Below are 20,462 nucleotides of genomic sequence, written 5' to 3'. Positions count from 1 at the left end.
CCAATCCAGTATGTATACACAACTTGATATTGAAACCCATTTTGACGGAAAACTTAAAATTGCTTATCTCAATCAGCCGGCAACCATGAATGCTCTTACCAAACCCTCTTTATCGGAGTTAAAGGATTTTGTGCATTCATGTAACGAAGACGAAACGGTTCGATGTGTGGCAATTTCCGGGAGAGGGAAGGCTTTCTGTTCAGGGCAAAACCTTGATGAAGCATTTACAGTCGGAAAAGAGCATTATGACCACGACATCATCAGAAAAATTGTAGTAGACTACTACAATCCGCTGGTAATGGAGGTTACCCGTTGCAGAAAACCCGTAGTCGCTCTGGTAAACGGACCGGCAGTGGGAGCAGGGGCTATGCTTGCTCTTATTTCGGATTTTGTGCTGGCTCATGAAAGCTCTTATTTTTCTCAGGCGTTTTCTAATATCGGGTTGATTCCTGATACGGGCGGAACCTATTTCCTGCCTAAACTTCTGGGAAGACAGCTTGCCAACTATTTAGCATTTACAGGGAAAAAATTGCCGGCAGCAGAAGCTAAATCTTTTGGATTGGTAGCTGAGGTTTTCAGTGAAGAAGAATTTACTCCCAAATCAATGGAAGTATTGGAAAGACTTTCCAATATGCCGACAGCAGCTATAAAACTGACGAAAAAAGCATTTGCCCATTCGTACGACAATACATTAAAGCAGCAGCTTGATCTGGAAGCGGATCTACAGCAGGAAGCTTCGGAAACAGAAGACTTTTTGGAAGGAGTAAATGCCTTTTTACAAAAAAGAAAACCTAATTACAAAGGAAAATAAATTTTTAAATAATTAATAACTGAGATAGTTTTGAGTTTTCAAAACTATCTTTTTATAAGAAATAGTAATATGAATGTAGGAATTATTGGGGCTGGAACTATGGGCGTAGGTATTGCCCAGGTGGCAGCAACAGCAGACTGCAAAGTAGTTTTATATGATGCGCAGTTACCTCAGATAGATAAAGCACTGGCCGGTTTGGAAAAGACACTCCAAAAGCTCGTGGAAAAATCCAAAATCTCTCAGGAAAAAGCAGCTTCCATACGAAATAACATAAAAAAAGCAGAAGGTTTAGAGGATTTAAAAAATGCTGATCTGGTGATTGAAGCAATCATTGAGAACAAAGAAATTAAAACTAAAGTTTTCACAGAACTGGAAACGTATGTCTCTGAAAGCTGTATCATAGGGTCCAATACATCATCCATTTCCATTACTTCTTTAGGAGCGGAATTAAAAAAACCGGAACGTTTCATCGGGATCCATTTCTTTAATCCTGCACCTTTAATGCCTTTAGTGGAAGTTATTCCTTCATTATTAACTGAAAAATCATTGGCAGGGAAAATCTACAACCTTATGAAAGATTGGGGAAAAGTACCTGTTATTGCTAAAGATATACCGGGCTTTATTGTCAACAGGATAGCCCGTCCGTACTATGGAGAAGCATTAAGAATAGTAGAAGAAAACCTGGCCAGTCCGGAGCAGGTGGATGAAGCGATGAGAAGCCTGGGGGGCTTTAAAATGGGACCGTTTGAATTAATGGATCTCATCGGTATTGATGTGAACTTTGCCGTAACGACTACTGTTTATAAAGATTATTTCTACGATCCGAAATATAAGCCGTCCCTGCTACAGCAGCGTATGTCTGAAGCTAAACTTCACGGAAGAAAAACCGGAAAAGGTTTCTATGACTACGGTGAAGGAGCAGAAAAACCGGTGGCTCAGAAAGACGATGCATTATACCAATATATTTTTTTAAGAATTATTTCTATGCTGATCAATGAAGCGGTAGAAGCAAAAAGGCTGGGGATAGCTGTCGATGAAGATATTGAACTGGCCATGCAGAAAGGTGTTAATTATCCCAAAGGGCTATTGGGATGGGGAAAAGAAATCGGATATTCCAAAATTTCAGAAACCCTTCAGAACCTGTATATGGAATATCAGGAAGAACGGTATAAGCAAAGCCCTTTACTGAGAAAATTAAATTAGGAAATGAACGAATATAACAATTTGAAAACTCAAATATCTTTAGGAAATTTTCAAATTGATGTATTTTCAAATTAATCAATTGAATATGACACCAAGACAAGTTGTAGACTATATGATGGAGAAAGATTATTTCTCCCAGTTTTTAGGAATAAAAATTATAGACATTAAGGAAAGCTATTCCCTGATAGAAATGACCATTACCCAGCAAATGCTGAACGGGCTGGGAACAGTACATGGAGGAGTAACCTTTGCTTTTGCAGACTCGGCATTTGCATTTTCTTCCAATAATAAAGGTGATGCGGCCGTAGCGCTTAGTGTGACCATTAATTTCACGAAGGCAGGAAGAGAAGGAGACGTTTTAAGAGCAGAAAGTAAGCTGGTTAATGAAACGAGGAAGACGGCCCTTTATGATATCAATATTACCAATCAGAATGATGAATTGGTAGCTAAGTTCGTAGGAACCGTTTATAAAATAGGAAAAAAAGTAACCGAATTATAGAGTTATTGTTATTCAGAGCGTAGCGAAGAATCCCAATCAGAATAGTAAATAGATTAAAAATGAACAACGTATATATCATAGATTATGTAAGAACTCCCATTTCAAAGCTGCAGGGAGGATTATCAGAAGTAAGGGCAGATGATCTTGCCGCCATCGTCATTAAGGAAATTGTGGCAAGAAATCCTGAAGTTCCCGTAGAAGAAATTGAAGATGTAATTTTCGGATGTGCGAATCAAGCAGGAGAAGATAATCGTAATGTAGCTAGAATGGCACTTCTATTAGCAGGATTGCCATACAAAATCGGAGGAGAAACCGTAAACAGGCTTTGCGCATCGGGAATGTCCGCGGTAGCCAATGCTTTCAGATCTATTGCATCCGGTGAAGGTGATCTTTATATTGCAGGAGGAGTGGAGCATATGACCCGTTCTCCTTATGTAATGTCAAAACCAAGTGCCGCTTATGGAAGAGACAGCCAGATGTTCGATACCACTTTCGGATGGCGTTTCATCAATCCTAAAATGAAGGAAATGTACGGCGTTGACGGGATGGGAGAAACTGCAGAGAATCTTGCGGACTTACATCATATCAGCAGAGAAGATCAGGATAAATTTGCTCTGTGGTCCCAGCAAAAAGCTACAAAAGCCCAGGAAAGCGGAAGACTGGCGGAAGAAATTGTAAAAGTTGAAATTCCACAAAGAAAAGGAGAACCCCTTGTTTTTGAAAAAGACGAGTTTATAAAGCCTACCACAACATTGGAAGTGCTCGGAAAACTTCGTCCGGCTTTCAGAAAAGAAGGAAGCGTAACGGCCGGAAATGCCTCGGGAATGAATGATGGGGCGGCTGCATTAATTCTTGCTAGCGAGGAAGCTGTGAAAAAATACGGATTAAAGCCTAAAGCAAAGATTTTAGGGTCTGCCGTAGCAGGTGTAGAACCCAGAATTATGGGAATCGGCCCCGTAGAAGCTACTCAGAAAGTATTAAAAAGAGTGAACCTATCCTTAGAAGATATGGATATCATAGAGCTTAATGAAGCATTTGCTGCCCAGGCTTTAGCAGTAACCAGAAGTTTAGGGTTAAAAGATGACGATTCAAGAATCAACCCGAATGGTGGCGCTATCGCTATAGGGCATCCTCTAGGGGTTTCAGGAGCGAGGATTATCGGTTCTGCGGCATTGGAACTTCAGAAACAAAATAAGAAATATGCTTTGTGTACCCTATGTATCGGAGTAGGACAGGGATATGCAATGGTAATTGAAAAAATGTAGCAGTAAAATAAGGACCAGGTTTGAAATCAGATCTATGTTTTAAATTCAAGTTGTCCTTATTTTTTTAATTAATAAATTAAATATTATGAACATCTATTCATATCATGGGATTCGCCCTGTTATAAAGCCCTCCGCCTATATACATCCGCAAGCGGTCATTATAGGAAATGTAGAGATCGGTGAAGAAGTTTATATCGGCCCCAATGCGGTAATCCGCGGAGATTGGGGGAAAATAATTATAAAAGACGGAGCCAACGTTCAGGAAAACTGCACGCTCCATGTATTCCCGAATATTGAAACTATTCTGGAAGAATCAGCTCATATAGGTCATGGTGCCATTATTCATTCGGGACATATAGGAAAAAACTGCCTGGTAGGAATGAATGCCGTAGTTATGGACAAAGCAGTGATAGGTGATGAATGCATTATTGGTGCCTTAGCTTTTGTACCTGCTAATTTTACCTGTGAACCCAGAAAACTGATTGTCGGAAGTCCGGCAAAAATTATCCGTGATGTTTCCGATGATATGATTCACTGGAAAACGGAAGGAACAAAATTGTATCAGGAATTGGCAAGAGAAGGAAAAGACGCGATTCTTCCCTGTGAGCCTTTTTCAGAATATGTAGAGCAGACGCCAACCAAGACTATTGATTATAGTATCTGGGCAGATGTGAAATAGAACAGATTATAATTATTAGTCTACTAAATAGCTAACTAAACCTGCTAAACCTTATAGGTTTTAAAAACCTATAAGGTTTGGATAAAAAGTTTGAAAAAAGACCAGAACAAGGTTAAAAAAATCCCTTAACGATAAAAATGAAAATTTAAAATAAGTAACTCAAAGAAGTAATCAACATCACAAAAATTTAAAACACAAATGAAAAATTTAGAAAGTTTTGATTACGGAGGTGTCTATCATGTGTATAGCCATGCTAACGCACAGGATTTAATTTTTAAAGAGACTTCCAATTATCAGTATTTTTTAGAAAAATTATCCCGGTATATTATACCTGTGGCAGATATTTATGCATATTCATTGCTTCCTAATCATTTTCACCTTTTGCTTAGGTTTAAGGATAGGCAGATAGAAGAAAATGAAAAGGAGAATATTCATAAAAATTTAATGAAACCTTTTAGTAATATGCTTAATGGATATGCTAAAGCTTATAACAAAAGGTATAATAGGAAAGGTGCTCTTTTTCTCGACTTTATCAAGAGGAAGAAGGTGGAAGATGAAAAATATTTATTAAAATTAGTTCATTATATTCATCATAACCCTGTAAACCATGGTTTTGTGAGAGAATTAAATGATTGGAATTACTCGTCTTATCGTTCTTATTTGGATTTGTATAAAAAGAGTCAAATAAAGAGAGAGGACATTATGGAGTATTTTGATTCGATACAGGATTTTATCGCATTCCATCATAGTAGTGTGGAATATGATTTTTTGGAAATGTAAAATAAAAATAGGACAAAAACTTAATAGATTTAAAACGTTTGAGTTTTAATATTAATGAAAAATAATATGGAAAAACTAAAAAACTATATCTACGGACAATGGGTTGAAGGAAACGGAAATGGAATTCCTTTATACAATGCTGTTACAGGAGAACAGGTTGCTGTTTCCGATACCGAAGGGCTTGATTTTGAACAGGCTTTGGACTACGGTAGAACAGTAGGATATAAAAACTTATCATCCATGACTTTCTATGATCGTGGTGAAATGCTTAAAAAAGTAGCTCTTTACCTTCTGGAAAGAAAGAAAAAATATTACGAATTATCATATAAAACCGGAGCTACTCATGTGGATTCATGGGTAGATATTGAAGGAGGTTTCGGAACGTTCTTTACCTATTCGGGATTAGCAAAAAGAATGCTTCCCAATACTACTTTCTGGGTAGATGGTGATACTCAGAAAATCTCTGCTAACGGAACCCATTTGGGAACTCATATTTTAACGCCGAGTGAAGGAGTATCTGTTCAGATCAATGCCTATAATTTTCCTGTTTGGGGAATGTTGGAGAAGCTGTCTACTTCATTATTGGCAGGAGTTCCTTCCATTGTAAAGCCTTCTCCTTTCGGATCTTATTTGACCAATGCGGTTTTCCAGGATATGATTGAAAGTGGGGTTCTTCCTGAAGGAGCTGTTCAGTTGGTATGTGGTGAACCGGGAAATATACTTGATTATGTGAAGGATGGAGATTCGGTATTATTTACAGGATCGGCCGGGACAGGTAGAAAGTTGAAGTCTTTACCATCTGTTGCCGGAAATGCTGTTCGCTTCAATATGGAAGCCGATTCACTGAACTGTTCTATTCTGGGGTTGGAAGCGAAGCCGGGAACTCCCGAATTTGATCTGTTTATAAAAGAAGTCCGTAATGAAATGACATCAAAAGCAGGCCAGAAATGTACTTCTATCCGTAGAATTATTGTTCCTGAACATTTAATCGGTGATGTCCAGAATGCCTTATCTAAAGCTTTGGACCAGACAACGATCGGAAGCCCTTTAAACAGAGAGACGAGAATGGGATCCCTTGTGGGAAAACAACAGTATGATGAGGTGCTTAGAAAAGTAAATATTTTAAAATCCGAGACAGAACTTGTGTACGACGGAAAACATGAGCTTGTGGATGCAGATTATGAAAAAGGAGCATTTATGAGTCCTAAGTTATTCCTGAATGATAAGCCTTTTGACAAAAATGTTTCCCATGAAGTGGAAGCTTTTGGGCCAGTTTCTACTTTGATGCCATATAAAGATGCAGAAGAAGCTGCTGCGTTGGCGAAAAGAGGAAAAGGAAGTCTCGTAGGATCTATTGTTTCTTATGATGATAAGTTCGTGGCGGAAACTTCCTGGAAAATGGCTTCTCAGCACGGAAGAATTTATGTATTGAACAGGGATAATGCTAAAGAAAGTACAGGACATGGTTCACCACTTCCCACCTTAATGCACGGAGGTCCCGGTAGAGCAGGAGGCGGTGAAGAGATGGGCGGCTTAAACGGGCTACATTTCTTCTTACAGAAAACAGCTATCCAGGGTTCTCCTGATATTTTAACCGCTATTACAAAAATCTATCAGCAGGGAGCCGAGAAAAAATATTCAGATAAACATCCTTTCCAAAAGTATTTTGAAGAAGTGGAAGTGGGGGATTCTCTGGAAACAGCGGGAAGAACAGTCACCGATGCGGATATTGTTAATTTCTCGAATGTTTCATGGGATCATTTCTATGCCCATACGGATGCTACAAGCTTGACCGGAACTATTTTTGATAAAACGGTTGCTCATGGATATTTCATCCTTTCAGCGGCGGCGGGATTATTTGTGTCGGGTAAAAAAGGTCCGGTAATTGCCAACTACGGACTGGAAGACTGTAGCTTCTTTAAACCTGTATACGCAGGAGATACCATTACGGTTTATTTGACGGCAAAAGAAAAAATCAACAGAGGAGTTAAGGGAAGAAATATTCCTTCAGGCGTTGTAAAATGGTTGGTTGAAGTTGTTAACCAAAGGGAGGAAGTGGTTTGTGTAGCAACAATCTTGACTTTAGTGGCAAAACAGTCTCCTTTTATAGATTTAAATACAAAAAATATTGAAAAACTTCTTAAAGGATTAACGGAAAGCAGTGAAGCTAAATGGGGTAAAATGTCTCCACAGCAGATGATCGAGCATTTAGATGAAACGGTTCTGTTCAGTATGGGAGAACCGGAAGTTGAAAAATGCTATACTCCGGAAGAAAACCTGGAAAAATATCAGGACTCTTTATATAACCACAGAAAGATGCCGAAAGAATTTCCGGCGCCGTTTTTACCTCAGGACGGAAGCCTTCCTCCATTGAAGTATAAAAATCTGGATGCCGCAAAACAGGCTTTTATTGATAACTTTAAAAGATATTCGGTTTACTATAAAGAAAATCCTCAGGCGGAACATTTACATTTTGTATTTGGAAAGCTGAATAAGGAAATGATGGAGCTGATGCACAGAAAACATTTCACTCATCATTTTGATCAGTTCGGATTACTGTAATAATGAATAATAATCTAAAGGAGCCGGAATGGCTCCTTTTAATCCTATGAGATGAAGAATAAGACCTTTGCAGATCGAGTTATTGAATTCAACAGAAATCTTAGCTATTCGGGAGACCTTCCGGCAGATTTCAAGGTGTTAAACCCCTATCTGGATAATCCCGAAACCATGGAAGTAATGGGAAAGTTTTATCATCAGTATTATTCGGATTCTGATAAAAGAAAATTTATTATAGGGATCAATCCAAGCCGTCATGGAGCTGGAGTGACGGGGGTTCCCTTTACAGATACGAAACGGCTGGAAAGTGTTTGCGGAATTAAAATGGGATCAGCTTATACCCATGAAGTTTCTTCAGTCTTTATCTATGATATGATTCATGATTATGGAGGAGCCCAGGAATTCTATAAAGATAATTATATCAATTCACCCTTTCCCCTTGCTATTGTAAGAAAGGCGAAAAACGGAACCTGGCTGAATGCCAATTATTATGATGATAAAGAATTGTTCAGGGACGTGAAAGGTTTTATGATTGAATCTTTAAAAAAGCATATCAGTTTACATCTTGATACTTCGGAAGTATTTGTGCTGGGAAAGAAAAATGCAGAATTTATCGACAAGCTTAATCAGGAAGAACCATTGTTTGAAAACATTACGGTTCTGGAACATCCAAGGTATATTCAGCAGTATAAATCCAAAGAGAAACAATTGTATATAGATAAGTATATTTTAGCTTTAAAAAAATAATATGGAAGAATTTGTAACATCAGAAATTAAAAATAACATTGCAGAAATTACCTTTGGAACACCAAAGAGTAATTCCCTGCCAGGGGCAATTTTGGAGAAACTGGCTCAGACTATTTTAGAAGAAGGGGCAAAAAAGGAAGTAAAAGCCATATTGGTGAAAAGTGTTGGTGAGAAAGCTTTTTGTGCGGGAGCAAGCTTCGATGAATTATTGGCGATAGAAGAATTGTCAGCTTCTACTCAATTTTTCGGTGGATTTGCCAAAGTATTGAACGCGATGAGAAACTGTGGGAAGATCGTTGTTGTAAGAGTGCAGGGAAAAACGACAGGAGGTGGAGTAGGACTAGCCTGTGGAGCGGATTACTGTTTTGCTACCAAAGATTCTGCATTGGCACTTACGGAGATCAATTTGGGAATTGGTCCTTTTGTTATTGGTCCGTATGTAGAAAGAAAAATCGGGAAATCTCAGTTTTCGGCAATGGCTATAGATGCGGATTTCAGATCTGCAGAATGGGGGGAGCAGCATAATATTTATCACTCGGTTGCTGAAAATATTGCCCAGATGGATGAGCAGTTGGATGCATTTTTACAAAAGTTGGCTACCAGAAGTGATGAAGCATTGGCTCTAATTAAAAAAGTATCATGGGAAGGTACGGATCATTTTGATGAATTAATGCCGGCCAGAATACATATGAGTGCAAGCCTTATCTTAGAAGATTCAGCGAAAAAGAATATTGAATCTATCAAAGAAAGGCTGAGAGCAAAATAAAAAATAATATTGAAATAGGAAGAGAAGGGCACTGAGAAGAAAAGTGCCTTTTTTATTTAAATAATTGTAAAAAAATATTTTGTTGATTTAAAAATAATTATAACTTTGTAATTCAAAGTTCTTTATATGGATGCAAAAAATTATCACGAAGACTTATCTCATATACGTTCTATGATGGAGCGTTCCTCCCGATTTATTTCCTTAAGTGGTTTATCAGGGTTTTTTGCGGGATTAACAGCCATTATAGGAGCTGTCTATGTCTATTTTGTTTTCCAGCGGGAAGGAATCGATTATTTTGACGGAAACAGGAATATTTATAGTCCGGCTATAGTAAAGGAATTGGTTATTACGGGTATTTTGATTCTTATAGTTGCGATTTTGTGCGGATATTTTTTCACAGCCAGTAAAAGCAAAAAGAAAGGATTGAAAATTTGGGATGCTACTACCAAACGTTTACTGATTACTTTTTCTGTTCCTTTAATTACAGGAGGATTAACCTGCCTGGCATTTTTGTATCATCAACTTTTTATTTTAATCGCACCCTCCACTTTAATTTTTTATGGTTTGGCATTAGTAAGTGCGGAAAGATATACACTGACAGACATAAAGTACCTGGGATACTGCCAGATATTTTTAGGATTAGTTTCATTCTTCTTTTTAGGATGGGGACTGATCACATGGACGCTGGGATTTGGAGTTCTTCATATTGTCTATGGACTGATCATGCATAAAAAATATAAATAATTCCTGTCTAAGGATGATAAACTTACCATGATAAAAATAAATCAACTCAATAAAGAATTTGAAAGCCGCGTAAGATTGGGTATTATGTCCGTTCTTATGGTAAATGACTGGGTTGATTTCTCAGAAATGAAAAACCTGTTGGAAGTTACAGACGGAAACCTGGCCAGCCATAGTAGTGCCTTGGAAAAATCAGGATTCATAGAAGTAAAAAAAGAATTTGTAGGTAAAAAACCTAAGACTTCATATAGAGTAACACAAGATGGAAGAACTGCATTTACAGAACATTTAAATGCATTGGAAAAATTATTAGGGAGGTAACCTATATTTTTTTGAAATTTAACTTTGTAATTCAAAGTTCTTTGTATTAATTAAAAGATAGACCATAATGAAAAAACTACGACTACGCTTCTTACTATTTATGTATGAAAATTCACAAAGGCAATACAGAAAGTATTTTAAAAAAACAAAAAGACAATGGCAGTTCAATGAAGAACAATTACTCAGCTTTCAGGAAGATTCCCTGGGAAGAGCTTTAGGAGAATTTTATAAAAAGCATGGTTTCAGGATGATCCCCAAAATGGAAAACCATGATGTATACCATCTCGTTACGGATTATGGAACCAGCATGAAAGAAGAGATCGCCATGCAGTATCTTCTTTTCGGAAATGGAAAAAGAAGCGCATACCTTCTGGGAGTGATGTTGCTGGGAGGTATCATATTTCCCGAATACTTTAAAACCTATATGAAAGCTTATCGGAAAGGAAAAAATATGAAACCTTTCCATCACTGGGATTTTGAAGAACTTCTATGGCAGAATGTCGGACATATTAAAGATTTTATCCGACAAAAAAATACAATTATTCACTTTTAAAAATGAAAAAACAATGAAAACCTATCGATACATCTTTCTGACCACCGCTTTATTCACCATTTTATTCTATGAAGAAAGCATAGGATTAAATCTGGGAATTTTAGGAATTATATATGCTGTCCTTACCTTATACAAAACTCCTGAAAAGAACAGGATAAAAACATTTTTACTTCTGTTCGTAACCAGTGTTTTATCAAGTATAGCATTTGCCTGGTACGCTGATTTTCCATCTTTTTTGGCAGTTATGATCTCTCTCTTGCTTTTATCATACAGGGCTAAGAACAAAAGAATGAAAATATTACTCTTAATTCCGGTTGTCGTAGTGAACATCTGTACCTTTATCTGCCGGTTTTTCAGTTTTCAATCCTGGCTGCCTAAAATCAATGTCTCTGGAGTGGGGCAGAAGTTGGTAGCCTTTATTCTGATCCCATTTATACTCCTGGTTGTTTTCTTTGGGATTTACTCTGTGGGGAGTAACCATTTTGCCAATCTTTTTGCAAACCTGGAATTGACCGTCAATCTTTGGGAGATCATTTGTCTTAGCGTTCTTGGATTCTTTATTGCTTTTAATTACTGGAATTATGATGTGGAGAAATATATTTATCAGCAAAATCATGTACTCAATAATGATTTCGGAGAAAAGGACAGAATACAAAAAGCCAGCTATTTATTTATGGAACTGGATGTAGAAAGAATGAGCGGCGTGATATCTTTCTTGCTCTTAAATGTTCTGCTTATCTTTTTTATCATTACTTATTCGTATGAACAGTTCTATGAAGTAATCAAAACACCCGTGCAGCTTTCGGAGGAAACCCATGAAGGAGTAAATGCTGTTGTCCTTTCGATTATAATGGCAATTTTAGTGATTATGTTTTATTTTAAAGGAGGGTTTAATTTTGACTCTAAGGCTAAATTTCTGATGATTCTGGCCAAGACCTGGATTTTTTTAAATGCCATATTGGTATGTGCTACGCTGGCAAAAAATACGGAATATATTATCAATTATGGATTCACCTATAAACGGCTGGGAGTATATGGATTTCTTATTTTATCTTTAATAGGATTAATACTGACATTCGTAAAAATTCAAAAGAAAAAAAGAAATGCCTATTTATTTAATACCATGACATGGTGGCTTTATGGAACAATTTTAGCATGCAGTTACATCAATTGGGGCGGAATAATAACCTCTCAAAATGTGAAAAGAAGTGATTTCGTTTTCAATTATCATCTTACATCAATACATTTTAATGATAAAATATTATTGAAATATGCAGATGAAAAACAGGATGTAAAACTCAAAAAGCAAATTTTGGATAAAGTGAATAAGGAAAATTCGGGCAGTTTCCTTTCAAAAATACTTTATTATGAAACATTAAAAAAATAGATATTATGAAAAAGCTGTTGTTATTAATCCCCTTACTCATCATTTCATGTAAAAAAGAAGCAAATGTCTCCGATACTCCAGGCAAAGATTCCATGACAGTTACAGAATTGCCACCTTCCCCATCTGAAGTCGATTCGGTTGCCATCCGGAAAAAGGATTCGATTATTAACAATTCACCCGTTACCAAAGAAGTTCTTCGCAAAGGAGTAATGAGAAATGAAAAAGAGGGACAGATTATAAGAACTGCGGATGCCTCACAGCTGCCTTTTACAATGGGGGAGGAATTTACTATGGAAGATCAGGAGCTGGTATTGAAAATTATAAATTACGATCAACCCGAAATAAAAGCAACCATCAATACCAAAGAAAAAGATTTTAACATAAGATTTAATCAGATAAAACTTCCTGATGGTGGATATGACGGTCCTTTTGGAAGAGAAATAACCCATACTACACCCGGGAAAGGAGAAGTCTGGCTTATCATAGGTAAGAGTAATATGGCTTCGGGAAATACGAAAGGAAAATTTTCAGTGAGTGTAGAATAGAATTGGTATGATTTCTGCAAAATGTTTAGACAATAGATTAAAGAAAATACATTATGAAAAATCTGGTATTAACCGCAATAGTGGCTTCTACAGCATTAGTAAGTTGTGGAACTGTTCAGTCACTGGTTCAAAATACATTTCCTTATACAGCTAATGTTTTAATTTCAACAGGGGTTCCTGCGGATAAAGAAGTTTCTTCTACCGCAACTGCAACCAATGTACAAACCTGGTTTGGAGGAAATAATAATGCAAAAATAAAAGATGTAAGAATTTCTGATGCCAAAGTTTCAGTCGTATCGCCTTCAGGTGGAAATCTAAGTTCGTTAAAATCCATAAAGGTTTATATTTCATCTAACGGGACAGGAGAAAGATTGGTTGCATCCCGAAACAATATTTCTGCGAATAGCTCCAGCCTTAATTTAGACATAAACAGCGAGTCAGGATATCTCGATGAGGTAGTAAAAAGCTCCGGACTTACGGTAAGAACGGTTTATGAGCTGAAAAACCAGACTACGTCAGATATGAATTTAAAGGTAACATTGAATTTTAATAGTGTACCTGCTAATTAATTTTTTATAAAAGTTTATAAGAAAACGCCTTTCAATTTTGAAAGGCGTTTGTTTTATAAGGTCATTCCTTAACAGAACAGGAATGGAATTTATTATAAATTAATTCTTGGTGATCGAGTCCATGACTATCGTTACAGGTCCGTCATTGACAAGGGAAACCTTCATATCCGCACCAAAAATGCCACTTTCCGTTTTCAATCCGGACTTGGCGATCTCCTCTTTAAAATAATCAAATAAAGGAATAGCCTTATCCGGTTTGGCCGCTTTTATAAAAGAAGGACGGTTGCCTTTTTTATAATCTGCAATAAGAGTAAACTGACTGATGCAGAGAATTTCTCCCGCTATATCTTTTATAGAAAGATTAAGCTTTTCATTTTCATCAGCGAAAACTCTTAAATTGAGTACTTTTTGAATGATCCAGTCTGCATCAGCTTTTTCGTCGGCTTCATCAATTCCGATCAAAAGCATGAATCCTTTTTTAATTTCACCTACGATATTACCATCAACCTTTACATGCGCCTCAGACACTCTTTGTATAACTACCTTCATAATTAATTATAGATATTAAGTACATTCGTGATAGGGTCATAGTTGTAAAAATAGGTCTTAGGAGCAAGAGTAGATACTGCAGTAGGCTGCCCCGTCAGTAAGATCCATTGGGCATTATCTTTAGGGCATACAATGCTTATGTTATCTTTCACCTCCAGGGTGGTATTGGTATCAGGGCAGAGGTGGGGTGCATTTCTGTCATAGACCTTGAAAGTATTACCGGATCCTCTTACAACAATCAAACCTCTGGTACCCGCCTGCTGTTCATCAATATACAGCCATCCGCCTGCCTGGTTAAGGGTATAATAAGCGGGAAGACTCAGATTTAAAGTAACACTAATCGGGGTGGTTGGAAAACAACTTACGGTATCATCCCTATTACTGCATGAGTTTATGTGTAATAAACTGATTATCAATAACGTTAAAATAATTAGGGTTGAAAAAGTTTTTTTCATTTCAAATTAAATTTTTATATCTTTGTAAAAATTAAACGAAGATTACACAAAAACATTGTCCGGCAAATGTCGGATTATTTTTTTATACTAAAAACAAAATTTTAAAATTATGGCAAGCTATGTAACCAAAGAAGGTTTAGAGAAAATGAAAGCCGAGCTGGAACAACTGGAAACAGTTGAGAGACCAAAAATTACCCAGCAGATTGCAGAAGCGAGAGATAAAGGAGACTTATCTGAAAATGCTGAATATGATGCAGCTAAAGAGGCACAAGGAATGCTGGAAATGAGAATTTCCAAGCTTAAAGATGCTATATCTACTTCTAAGATTATTGACGAAAGCCAGTTAGATACTTCAAAAGTTTCCATTTTAACGACTGTTAAACTAAAAAATAACAATACAAAACAAGAACAGGTATTTACATTGGTTCCGGATAATGAAAGTGACCTGAAAAGCGGAAAAATATCTGTGAACACTCCCATAGCCAAAGGACTATTGGGGAAAGCTGTAGGAGAAACTGCGGAAGTAGTATTACCTAATGGAAATAAATTGTCCTTTGAAGTATTGGAAATTTCTTTATAAATAACGTAACTTCCACTTGTAATAAAAAATACATTTCGATCAATGAGCAGTATATTCACTAAAATCATCAATGGAGAAATTCCTTCTTATAAAATAGCGGAAGATGAAAACTTTATAGCCTTTCTGGATGCAATGCCTCTGGTAAAAGGTCACACATTAGTAGTTCCCAAAAAAGAAGTTGATTTAATTTTTGACATGGAAAGTGAAGAGTATAAAAACCTTTGGGGATTTGCTCAGGAAGTAGCAAAAAAAATAAAAACTGCAATTCCATGCATAAGGGTGGGAGTAGCAGTAGTGGGACTCGAAGTGCCTCATGCTCATATCCATCTGATTCCTCTTCAGAAAATGGAAGATATGAACTTCAGAAATGAGAGATTGAAACTGACAAGTGAAGAATACAAAGAAATTCAAAACGCAATCATTAATTCTTGATAAAAATGAAATCGTAAAAAAGAAATTTTTTACGATTTTCTCTTAAATATATAGTAAATAAGATGAACCCAAATCAATGTTCTTTCTGCGGAAGAAAAAGAAATGAAGTACAAATGCTGATCTCTGGGCAAAATGGCTTCATTTGTGAAAATTGTATAGAACAGGCTCATGCTATCGTTAAAGATGGTGTGTCCAAAGAGGGATTTTCCCCGGCAGAAAATATAGACGAATTGAAAAAGCCTAAAGAAATTAAAGAATTTCTGGATCAATATGTCATAGGACAGGATCAGGCAAAAAAACAACTTTCCATAGCTGTTTACAATCATTACAAAAGATTATTGCATGCAAAAAACGAAAACAGAGAGGTAGAATTGGAGAAATCCAATATTATTATGATAGGGGAAACCGGAACAGGTAAAACTTTATTGGCCAAAACCATTGCCCGAGAATTGAATGTTCCCTTCTGTATCGTGGATGCAACTATTTTAACAGAAGCAGGATATGTAGGTGAAGATGTGGAAAGTATTTTATCCCGACTTCTGATGGTGGCGGATTATGATGTAGAAAAAGCGGAAAAAGGAATCGTATTTATAGATGAAATCGATAAGATAGCCAGAAAGTCGGATAACCCGAGTATTACAAGGGATGTTTCCGGCGAAGGTGTCCAGCAGGGATTGTTGAAATTATTGGAAGGCAGTATTGTAAATGTTCCCCCGCAGGGAGGAAGAAAACACCCGGATCAGAAGTATATTCAGGTGAATACACAGAACATATTGTTTATAGCAGGAGGAGCTTTTGACGGTATTAAAGAGATTATCGAAAGAAGGATGAACAAGCAGGCGATAGGTTTCAGTTCAGAGAAGATCAATAAGACAGATGAAGATGAATATATACTGACTAACATTAATGCAATTGACCTTCGCTCATTTGGACTGATACCGGAGCTTTTAGGACGTTTTCCAATAATTACTTACCTGGATAAGCTGACCAAAGAAACAATGATCCGTATCATGAAGGAGCCTAAAAACTCGATTGTAAATCAGTTTGTGGAACTGTTCAAAATGGATGGCACGGAATTGGTATTTACGGACGAGGCAATTGAGGTGATTGTAGAAGAAACTATTGAAAAAGGATTAGGAGCCAGAGGGTTAAGAGGAACAACAGAGAAAGTCCTTGAGGACTATATGTTTTCGGTAGGTGAAACAAAAAAAGTTACGTTAACTAAAGATAATATTTTTGTTAAATGATAAAAAATTTTTTTGTTTTAAAAAAAAATCATACCTTTGCAGTTGAAGATTGTATTAACGCACAAATTATAATATACAATGAGAAAAAGTTTATTTGCTATAGGTCTTTTAGCAGTTAGTTATTCTGTTCAGGCGCAGATTTTATGTCACGTAGACACTAATGCTAATATGTATGTGAGTAAGGGCACACTAGTATATAGTGGTGGAGGCATGCAGATGAAAGATAATGGAGTTATCGAAAATCATGGAAATATCATGGTCGCAGGTACTTCTACAGATGCTTTCAGAACTATTGACGCTTCGAACGTTGCTAAAACAGAAGCTAACGGTGGAGGGAATTTCATTAACAAATTGAATGAACCTGATGCATATGCTACTGTTAATGTTAACAGTTCAACAGCTACACCAACTTATACGTATGGTCAGCTCTATATATCGGGTATTCCACAAACGAATATTACCGGTATTGTAGATCAGGAGTTTAGAGCGGTAAATCATGGAACATACCAACAGATAAGTATGCCGTTTTTTACTAAATCGATGTCTACATTAAACTCAGAATTAAGTAAAACCTTCTCCCCAACGAGATATTCTAAAAATGAAATTTTGTATTGGGATAATGCAAAAGTGGTTTCTAAACATTTCCCGTATGTTACGACATCTAGATTTGGAACTACTGCTGCCGCTACATTATTTTATTTCATGTTAGGAGGGAATTCACTTGATGTGAGTACTTTGACTAGAACTATTAAAGGAAGACCGGTTGCTGATGAAGGAGTTGTAGCTACTCTTCAAGGTGCTGGTTCTACAGTTAATTTTGGAACTAATGGTACAGCCCTTAATGAATATAAAGAGAAATATGCTTCTTATGTTCAAGATGGATTCCATATTGCTGCGGGAGGAACTGCATGGCAAGGTACATATGGAAAAAACTTGTATCAGTTTGGGAATCCATTTTTAACTAACTTAGATTTATCTCAAATTGCATCTAATGATAGTGATGGAGTAAATTTAACAACTGTTCAGGGAGTTAGATTAGAAGTTACTGGTGTTACTTCTACTTCAGGAGCTAATGGTACAGGAGGGACTGGAGCTACAGGTTACAGATTTGTAACCTTCAACGCTGGTGTGCCTACTGGAGATGTTGATTATTTAATGGTTAGACCTTTTGGTACATTTGCCGTAAAACTTTATGATAATACAGCAAGCGACCAGATTAATTTTGCTAATCTGAGAAGATTCAATTACTATACTAGAGATGCAGGTACTGATTATAATGTATCAGCTAGCAGAAACGCAGGGGCATCTTCTACATCCCTTATGGGGTCCAGAGCTACTACTGTATCTGGTACTGTAAAGCAGTTAGGTGTTATTGCACTTGATGCTAATGGTAAAGAGCTAGGAAGAACTTATTATGTAGTATTCCCTAACGGAACAACTGGTAACTCTGTAGATGCTAAAACTCAGGTTCAAAACGAAACTACAAATGTAGTAGGAACCTTTGAAGAGGCTAAAACTGGAGGTTATGATAATAACTTTACTTCAAAATACTGGTTATACATCAATGAAGCCAATGAAAATGATTTCAAAGGTAAAAATGTAAAACTTGTAAATTATAGTACAGCTATTAAGTCTTATAAATTTGAAATTAGAGAAAATGCTAAATTAGTAGCAGACAATACCCATGCATTATCTACAGGTGTTGGTTTCTACTACAAAGCACCAAATGGAGCCGTTACTGAAGCTAAGCAAGGAGCTGTTGTAGCTGCTGGAAGTGAGTATGATCTATATTATGGAGCACCTACTTCTACAACAAGCAGATTAACAGAAGAAACAGTAGCAACAGCTAAGCCTTCAAGAACAATGGTTGTTTACAACCCAGAAATTACTAACTATATTGTTAGATTTGATCCAAATTGGAAGAAAGCAGATATTGAGGTTTACGATATGAGTGGTAAACTGGTGATCTCTAAAAAAGCAGTTAATACTTCAACAGATTTTGTAATTGAATTAGATAACTCTATTAAAAATTCTTATGTTGTAAAAATTGTTTCAGATACTGGAGAGACTGTTAACACTAAAATCTTAAAATAAATAATATGAAAACTATTAATAAACTAATATCAGCCTTTTTTCTTTTTGCGGTGTTACTAATCAACGCCCAGCCGCCACAACCGGGAGGTGGAGGTGGAGGGGTAGGTCCTGGAGACCAGGCAGCACCTATTGATATGTACGTATATGTTTTATCTGCAGTAGCAGTAGCATTTATAGTATTCTTTACTAAAAAGTACAAAAGTCAAAAAGCATAAAATTATATTAAAATAAATGCAAACTCTCTGATTAGTCAGAGAGTTTTTTTATTTTTACTCTATGAAAAAAACTTATATCTTATCAACACTATTGGCTGCATTTTCTTTGCAGGCTCAATTCACGGTAGCAGTACAGGCGCCAGCTGATTTTAAAGAGCAAGAGGCTATTTTATATACATTAAACGGATCAAAGGATATTGTCTTTACAAAAGAGCAAAGTAAGAACAATGTCTGGACCTTCAAGTATCCCCAAAGCTATATGGGAATGATGAAGATTTATTTTCCCAATGCAAATAGTACCATTAGCTTTATTTCAGAAAATAAAAACGTAAATGTTAAGCTGGAAACACTTAATAATAAAGTTAAAAATGTAATCTATCAGGATGAATCCAATGAACTGATGAATAAAGTCCAGGAAACTTCCCAGAAGAAAGATATCATTCTGCCTGCCCTGATTCAGATTAAGGAGTACTATAAAGATAATACGGAGTTCGGGCAGTCACTAAAAGGAGAGATCAGTAGATTATCAGGAGTAGGAACAATTGATCAGGCTCAGCATCCATTTATATATTATTATAATACCAACTATAATAAATATGCTTCAGCTGAAGGAGCAAAGAAGGCTACTCAGGAGGATATTATAAACTTCCTGGATAAGTCTAATGATATGTTGGAAACATCTTCTTTATTGAGACCTGTTTTAGTTACCTATTTAAACGCAGGAGGAAATACGAATGTAACAGGTTCCGTAGATAAATTATTGGATAGATTAAAGGTAGAAACGCCGAGAGGGCAGACTGTTCTTTCCGAGCTTATCGACATCTTTGATGCTTACGATATGAAAGAGTATAAGGATAAATACCTTACCGAAGCAAAAAACCTTAAATGTACCATTACGGACCGTTTAGCAGCAACATTGAAATCCAATGCCAATGTGGAAATAGGAGCTACTTTTCCGGACTATAAATTCATATCACCGGTAAATACTACAGCGAAGACTATTCATGATGTTAAAGCCGATAAAAAGATTATTATTTTCTGGTCTTCTACATGTTCACATTGTGAAACTGAAATCCCTCAGTTCCTGGCTAAGTATAATGATCTTAAAGCTAAAAATATTCAGATTATAGGGCTTTCATTGGATGTAGATAAGAATTCATATACCAATAGAATTGCCGCTTTTCCATGGATCAACGATTCTGAATTAAAGGGCTGGAATAGCAGCTATGCCGATACCTATAATGTACATGCTACTCCTACTTATTTTATTTTGGATGCTAATAATAAGATAATCAGCAAACCAGACCATGTAGGGGATGTTTTAGAATATTTTAAATTGAAATAATTTTGGTGAAAAGTAAATATTTTATATATTTGCACCACCAAAACGGCGAGGTAGCTCAGATGGTTAGAGCGCAGGATTCATAACCCTGAGGTCACGGGTTCAATTCCCGTCTTCGCTACA

23 protein-coding genes and 1 tRNA gene are annotated in these 20,462 nt (G+C 36.5%); 22 read left to right on the top strand and 2 right to left on the bottom strand.

What is annotated here, in order from left to right; translation table 11 throughout:
• Positions 1-10 precede the first annotated feature (10 nt).
• The 15 genes from ABJ974_RS14125 (at position 11) to ABJ974_RS14055 (ending at position 13,425) form a co-directional block, all read left to right on the top strand.
• Positions 11-811, top strand: a complete 801-nt coding sequence (locus ABJ974_RS14125) for an enoyl-CoA hydratase/isomerase family protein (RefSeq protein WP_419868871.1) — start codon at positions 11-13, stop codon at positions 809-811.
• A 69-nt stretch (positions 812-880) separates the two neighbouring features.
• Positions 881-2,014: a 3-hydroxyacyl-CoA dehydrogenase NAD-binding domain-containing protein gene (locus ABJ974_RS14120; protein WP_419868870.1), complete on the top strand. Its 1,134-nt coding sequence runs from the start codon at positions 881-883 to the stop codon at positions 2,012-2,014.
• An 85-nt stretch (positions 2,015-2,099) separates the two neighbouring features.
• Positions 2,100-2,513, top strand: a complete 414-nt coding sequence (gene paaI, locus ABJ974_RS14115) for a hydroxyphenylacetyl-CoA thioesterase PaaI (RefSeq protein ID WP_419868869.1) — start codon at positions 2,100-2,102, stop codon at positions 2,511-2,513.
• A 59-nt stretch (positions 2,514-2,572) separates the two neighbouring features.
• A complete protein-coding gene (pcaF, locus tag ABJ974_RS14110; protein WP_419868868.1) occupies positions 2,573-3,778 on the top strand; it encodes a 3-oxoadipyl-CoA thiolase in 1,206 nt (401 codons plus the stop codon).
• Between the two features lie 85 nt (positions 3,779-3,863).
• The gene (locus ABJ974_RS14105) at positions 3,864-4,457 is read left to right on the top strand and encodes an acyltransferase (protein WP_419868867.1); all 594 of its coding nucleotides are present in this window, start codon (positions 3,864-3,866) and stop codon (positions 4,455-4,457) included.
• A gap of 198 nt (positions 4,458-4,655) precedes the next feature.
• Positions 4,656-5,237, top strand: a complete 582-nt coding sequence (locus tag ABJ974_RS14100; RefSeq protein ID WP_419868866.1) for a transposase — start codon at positions 4,656-4,658, stop codon at positions 5,235-5,237.
• Between the two features lie 66 nt (positions 5,238-5,303).
• Positions 5,304-7,799, top strand: coding sequence for a phenylacetic acid degradation bifunctional protein PaaZ (paaZ, locus tag ABJ974_RS14095; protein ID WP_419868865.1), 2,496 nt, complete (start codon positions 5,304-5,306; stop codon positions 7,797-7,799).
• Between the two features lie 51 nt (positions 7,800-7,850).
• Complete coding sequence (locus ABJ974_RS14090; protein WP_419868864.1) at positions 7,851-8,543, top strand: SMUG2 DNA glycosylase family protein; 693 nt, start codon at positions 7,851-7,853, stop codon at positions 8,541-8,543.
• A gap of 1 nt (position 8,544) precedes the next feature.
• Positions 8,545-9,309, top strand: a complete 765-nt coding sequence (locus tag ABJ974_RS14085) for an enoyl-CoA hydratase/isomerase family protein (RefSeq protein WP_419868863.1) — start codon at positions 8,545-8,547, stop codon at positions 9,307-9,309.
• Positions 9,310-9,435: 126 nt separating this feature from the next.
• Positions 9,436-10,053: a hypothetical protein gene (locus ABJ974_RS14080; RefSeq protein WP_419868862.1), complete on the top strand. Its 618-nt coding sequence runs from the start codon at positions 9,436-9,438 to the stop codon at positions 10,051-10,053.
• A 27-nt stretch (positions 10,054-10,080) separates the two neighbouring features.
• Positions 10,081-10,371: a winged helix-turn-helix domain-containing protein gene (locus ABJ974_RS14075; protein WP_419868861.1), complete on the top strand. Its 291-nt coding sequence runs from the start codon at positions 10,081-10,083 to the stop codon at positions 10,369-10,371.
• A gap of 67 nt (positions 10,372-10,438) precedes the next feature.
• The gene (locus ABJ974_RS14070) at positions 10,439-10,924 is read left to right on the top strand and encodes a Coq4 family protein (RefSeq protein ID WP_419868860.1); all 486 of its coding nucleotides are present in this window, start codon (positions 10,439-10,441) and stop codon (positions 10,922-10,924) included.
• 13 nt (positions 10,925-10,937) lie between these two features.
• A complete protein-coding gene (locus ABJ974_RS14065; protein WP_419868859.1) occupies positions 10,938-12,311 on the top strand; it encodes a DUF4153 domain-containing protein in 1,374 nt (457 codons plus the stop codon).
• A 5-nt stretch (positions 12,312-12,316) separates the two neighbouring features.
• Positions 12,317-12,856: a hypothetical protein gene (locus ABJ974_RS14060; protein ID WP_419868858.1), complete on the top strand. Its 540-nt coding sequence runs from the start codon at positions 12,317-12,319 to the stop codon at positions 12,854-12,856.
• Positions 12,857-12,909: 53 nt separating this feature from the next.
• Complete coding sequence (locus ABJ974_RS14055) at positions 12,910-13,425, top strand: hypothetical protein (RefSeq protein ID WP_419868857.1); 516 nt, start codon at positions 12,910-12,912, stop codon at positions 13,423-13,425.
• Between the two features lie 99 nt (positions 13,426-13,524).
• On the opposite strand, the gene dtd is transcribed toward ABJ974_RS14055, so the two are convergent.
• A complete protein-coding gene (gene dtd / locus ABJ974_RS14050; protein ID WP_419868856.1) occupies positions 13,525-13,974 on the bottom strand; it encodes a D-aminoacyl-tRNA deacylase in 450 nt (149 codons plus the stop codon).
• Between the two features lie 2 nt (positions 13,975-13,976).
• Entirely contained in the window at positions 13,977-14,429 is a 453-nt protein-coding gene (locus ABJ974_RS14045) for a hypothetical protein (RefSeq protein WP_419868855.1), read from the bottom strand.
• Between the two features lie 109 nt (positions 14,430-14,538).
• Between ABJ974_RS14045 and greA the strand changes: the two genes are divergently transcribed.
• The 7 genes from greA to ABJ974_RS14010 all read left to right on the top strand — a co-directional run bounded on the left by greA (position 14,539) and on the right by ABJ974_RS14010 (position 20,460).
• A complete protein-coding gene (greA, locus tag ABJ974_RS14040) occupies positions 14,539-15,009 on the top strand; it encodes a transcription elongation factor GreA (protein ID WP_419868854.1) in 471 nt (156 codons plus the stop codon).
• A 42-nt stretch (positions 15,010-15,051) separates the two neighbouring features.
• On the top strand, positions 15,052-15,441 hold the full coding sequence (locus ABJ974_RS14035; RefSeq protein WP_419868853.1) for an HIT family protein: 390 nt from the start codon (positions 15,052-15,054) through the stop codon (positions 15,439-15,441).
• Positions 15,442-15,503: 62 nt separating this feature from the next.
• Complete coding sequence (gene clpX / locus ABJ974_RS14030; protein WP_419868852.1) at positions 15,504-16,688, top strand: ATP-dependent Clp protease ATP-binding subunit ClpX; 1,185 nt, start codon at positions 15,504-15,506, stop codon at positions 16,686-16,688.
• 78 nt (positions 16,689-16,766) lie between these two features.
• Complete coding sequence (locus ABJ974_RS14025) at positions 16,767-18,782, top strand: T9SS type A sorting domain-containing protein (RefSeq protein WP_419868851.1); 2,016 nt, start codon at positions 16,767-16,769, stop codon at positions 18,780-18,782.
• Positions 18,783-18,787: 5 nt separating this feature from the next.
• The gene (locus tag ABJ974_RS14020; RefSeq protein WP_419868850.1) at positions 18,788-18,997 is read left to right on the top strand and encodes a signal peptidase; all 210 of its coding nucleotides are present in this window, start codon (positions 18,788-18,790) and stop codon (positions 18,995-18,997) included.
• A gap of 61 nt (positions 18,998-19,058) precedes the next feature.
• Positions 19,059-20,342, top strand: coding sequence for a peroxiredoxin family protein (locus ABJ974_RS14015; protein WP_419868849.1), 1,284 nt, complete (start codon positions 19,059-19,061; stop codon positions 20,340-20,342).
• A 44-nt stretch (positions 20,343-20,386) separates the two neighbouring features.
• Positions 20,387-20,460 (top strand) — tRNA-Met (locus ABJ974_RS14010).
• Positions 20,461-20,462: the final 2 nt, after the last annotated feature.

Source organism: Chryseobacterium sp. CT-SW4, assembly GCF_048572715.1.
Taxonomy (GTDB): domain Bacteria; phylum Bacteroidota; class Bacteroidia; order Flavobacteriales; family Weeksellaceae; genus Chryseobacterium.
This window is presented reverse-complemented; position numbering and strand designations above follow the sequence as displayed.

Excerpts from the sequence above, each read along its gene's own strand:
- paaZ (WP_419868865.1), top strand. The coding sequence starts at position 5,304 with ATGGAAAAACTAAAAAACTATATCTACGGACAATGGGTTGAAGGAAAC.
- ABJ974_RS14065 (WP_419868859.1), top strand. The coding sequence starts at position 10,938 with ATGAAAACCTATCGATACATCTTTCTGACCACCGCTTTATTCACCATT.
- ABJ974_RS14125 (WP_419868871.1), top strand. The coding sequence starts at position 11 with ATGTATACACAACTTGATATTGAAACCCATTTTGACGGAAAACTTAAA.
- pcaF (WP_419868868.1), top strand. The coding sequence starts at position 2,573 with ATGAACAACGTATATATCATAGATTATGTAAGAACTCCCATTTCAAAG.
- ABJ974_RS14015 (WP_419868849.1), top strand. The coding sequence starts at position 19,059 with ATGAAAAAAACTTATATCTTATCAACACTATTGGCTGCATTTTCTTTG.
- greA (WP_419868854.1), top strand. The coding sequence starts at position 14,539 with ATGGCAAGCTATGTAACCAAAGAAGGTTTAGAGAAAATGAAAGCCGAG.
- ABJ974_RS14090 (WP_419868864.1), top strand. The coding sequence starts at position 7,851 with ATGAAGAATAAGACCTTTGCAGATCGAGTTATTGAATTCAACAGAAAT.
- dtd (WP_419868856.1), bottom strand. The coding sequence starts at position 13,974 with ATGAAGGTAGTTATACAAAGAGTGTCTGAGGCGCATGTAAAGGTTGAT.
- ABJ974_RS14055 (WP_419868857.1), top strand. The coding sequence starts at position 12,910 with ATGAAAAATCTGGTATTAACCGCAATAGTGGCTTCTACAGCATTAGTA.
- paaI (WP_419868869.1), top strand. The coding sequence starts at position 2,100 with ATGACACCAAGACAAGTTGTAGACTATATGATGGAGAAAGATTATTTC.
- ABJ974_RS14075 (WP_419868861.1), top strand. The coding sequence starts at position 10,081 with ATGATAAAAATAAATCAACTCAATAAAGAATTTGAAAGCCGCGTAAGA.
- ABJ974_RS14035 (WP_419868853.1), top strand. The coding sequence starts at position 15,052 with ATGAGCAGTATATTCACTAAAATCATCAATGGAGAAATTCCTTCTTAT.
- ABJ974_RS14120 (WP_419868870.1), top strand. The coding sequence starts at position 881 with ATGAATGTAGGAATTATTGGGGCTGGAACTATGGGCGTAGGTATTGCC.
- clpX (WP_419868852.1), top strand. The coding sequence starts at position 15,504 with ATGAACCCAAATCAATGTTCTTTCTGCGGAAGAAAAAGAAATGAAGTA.
- ABJ974_RS14100 (WP_419868866.1), top strand. The coding sequence starts at position 4,656 with ATGAAAAATTTAGAAAGTTTTGATTACGGAGGTGTCTATCATGTGTAT.
- ABJ974_RS14045 (WP_419868855.1), bottom strand. The coding sequence starts at position 14,429 with ATGAAAAAAACTTTTTCAACCCTAATTATTTTAACGTTATTGATAATC.
- ABJ974_RS14025 (WP_419868851.1), top strand. The coding sequence starts at position 16,767 with ATGAGAAAAAGTTTATTTGCTATAGGTCTTTTAGCAGTTAGTTATTCT.
- ABJ974_RS14020 (WP_419868850.1), top strand. The coding sequence starts at position 18,788 with ATGAAAACTATTAATAAACTAATATCAGCCTTTTTTCTTTTTGCGGTG.
- ABJ974_RS14105 (WP_419868867.1), top strand. The coding sequence starts at position 3,864 with ATGAACATCTATTCATATCATGGGATTCGCCCTGTTATAAAGCCCTCC.
- ABJ974_RS14070 (WP_419868860.1), top strand. The coding sequence starts at position 10,439 with ATGAAAAAACTACGACTACGCTTCTTACTATTTATGTATGAAAATTCA.
- ABJ974_RS14060 (WP_419868858.1), top strand. The coding sequence starts at position 12,317 with ATGAAAAAGCTGTTGTTATTAATCCCCTTACTCATCATTTCATGTAAA.
- ABJ974_RS14080 (WP_419868862.1), top strand. The coding sequence starts at position 9,436 with ATGGATGCAAAAAATTATCACGAAGACTTATCTCATATACGTTCTATG.
- ABJ974_RS14085 (WP_419868863.1), top strand. The coding sequence starts at position 8,545 with ATGGAAGAATTTGTAACATCAGAAATTAAAAATAACATTGCAGAAATT.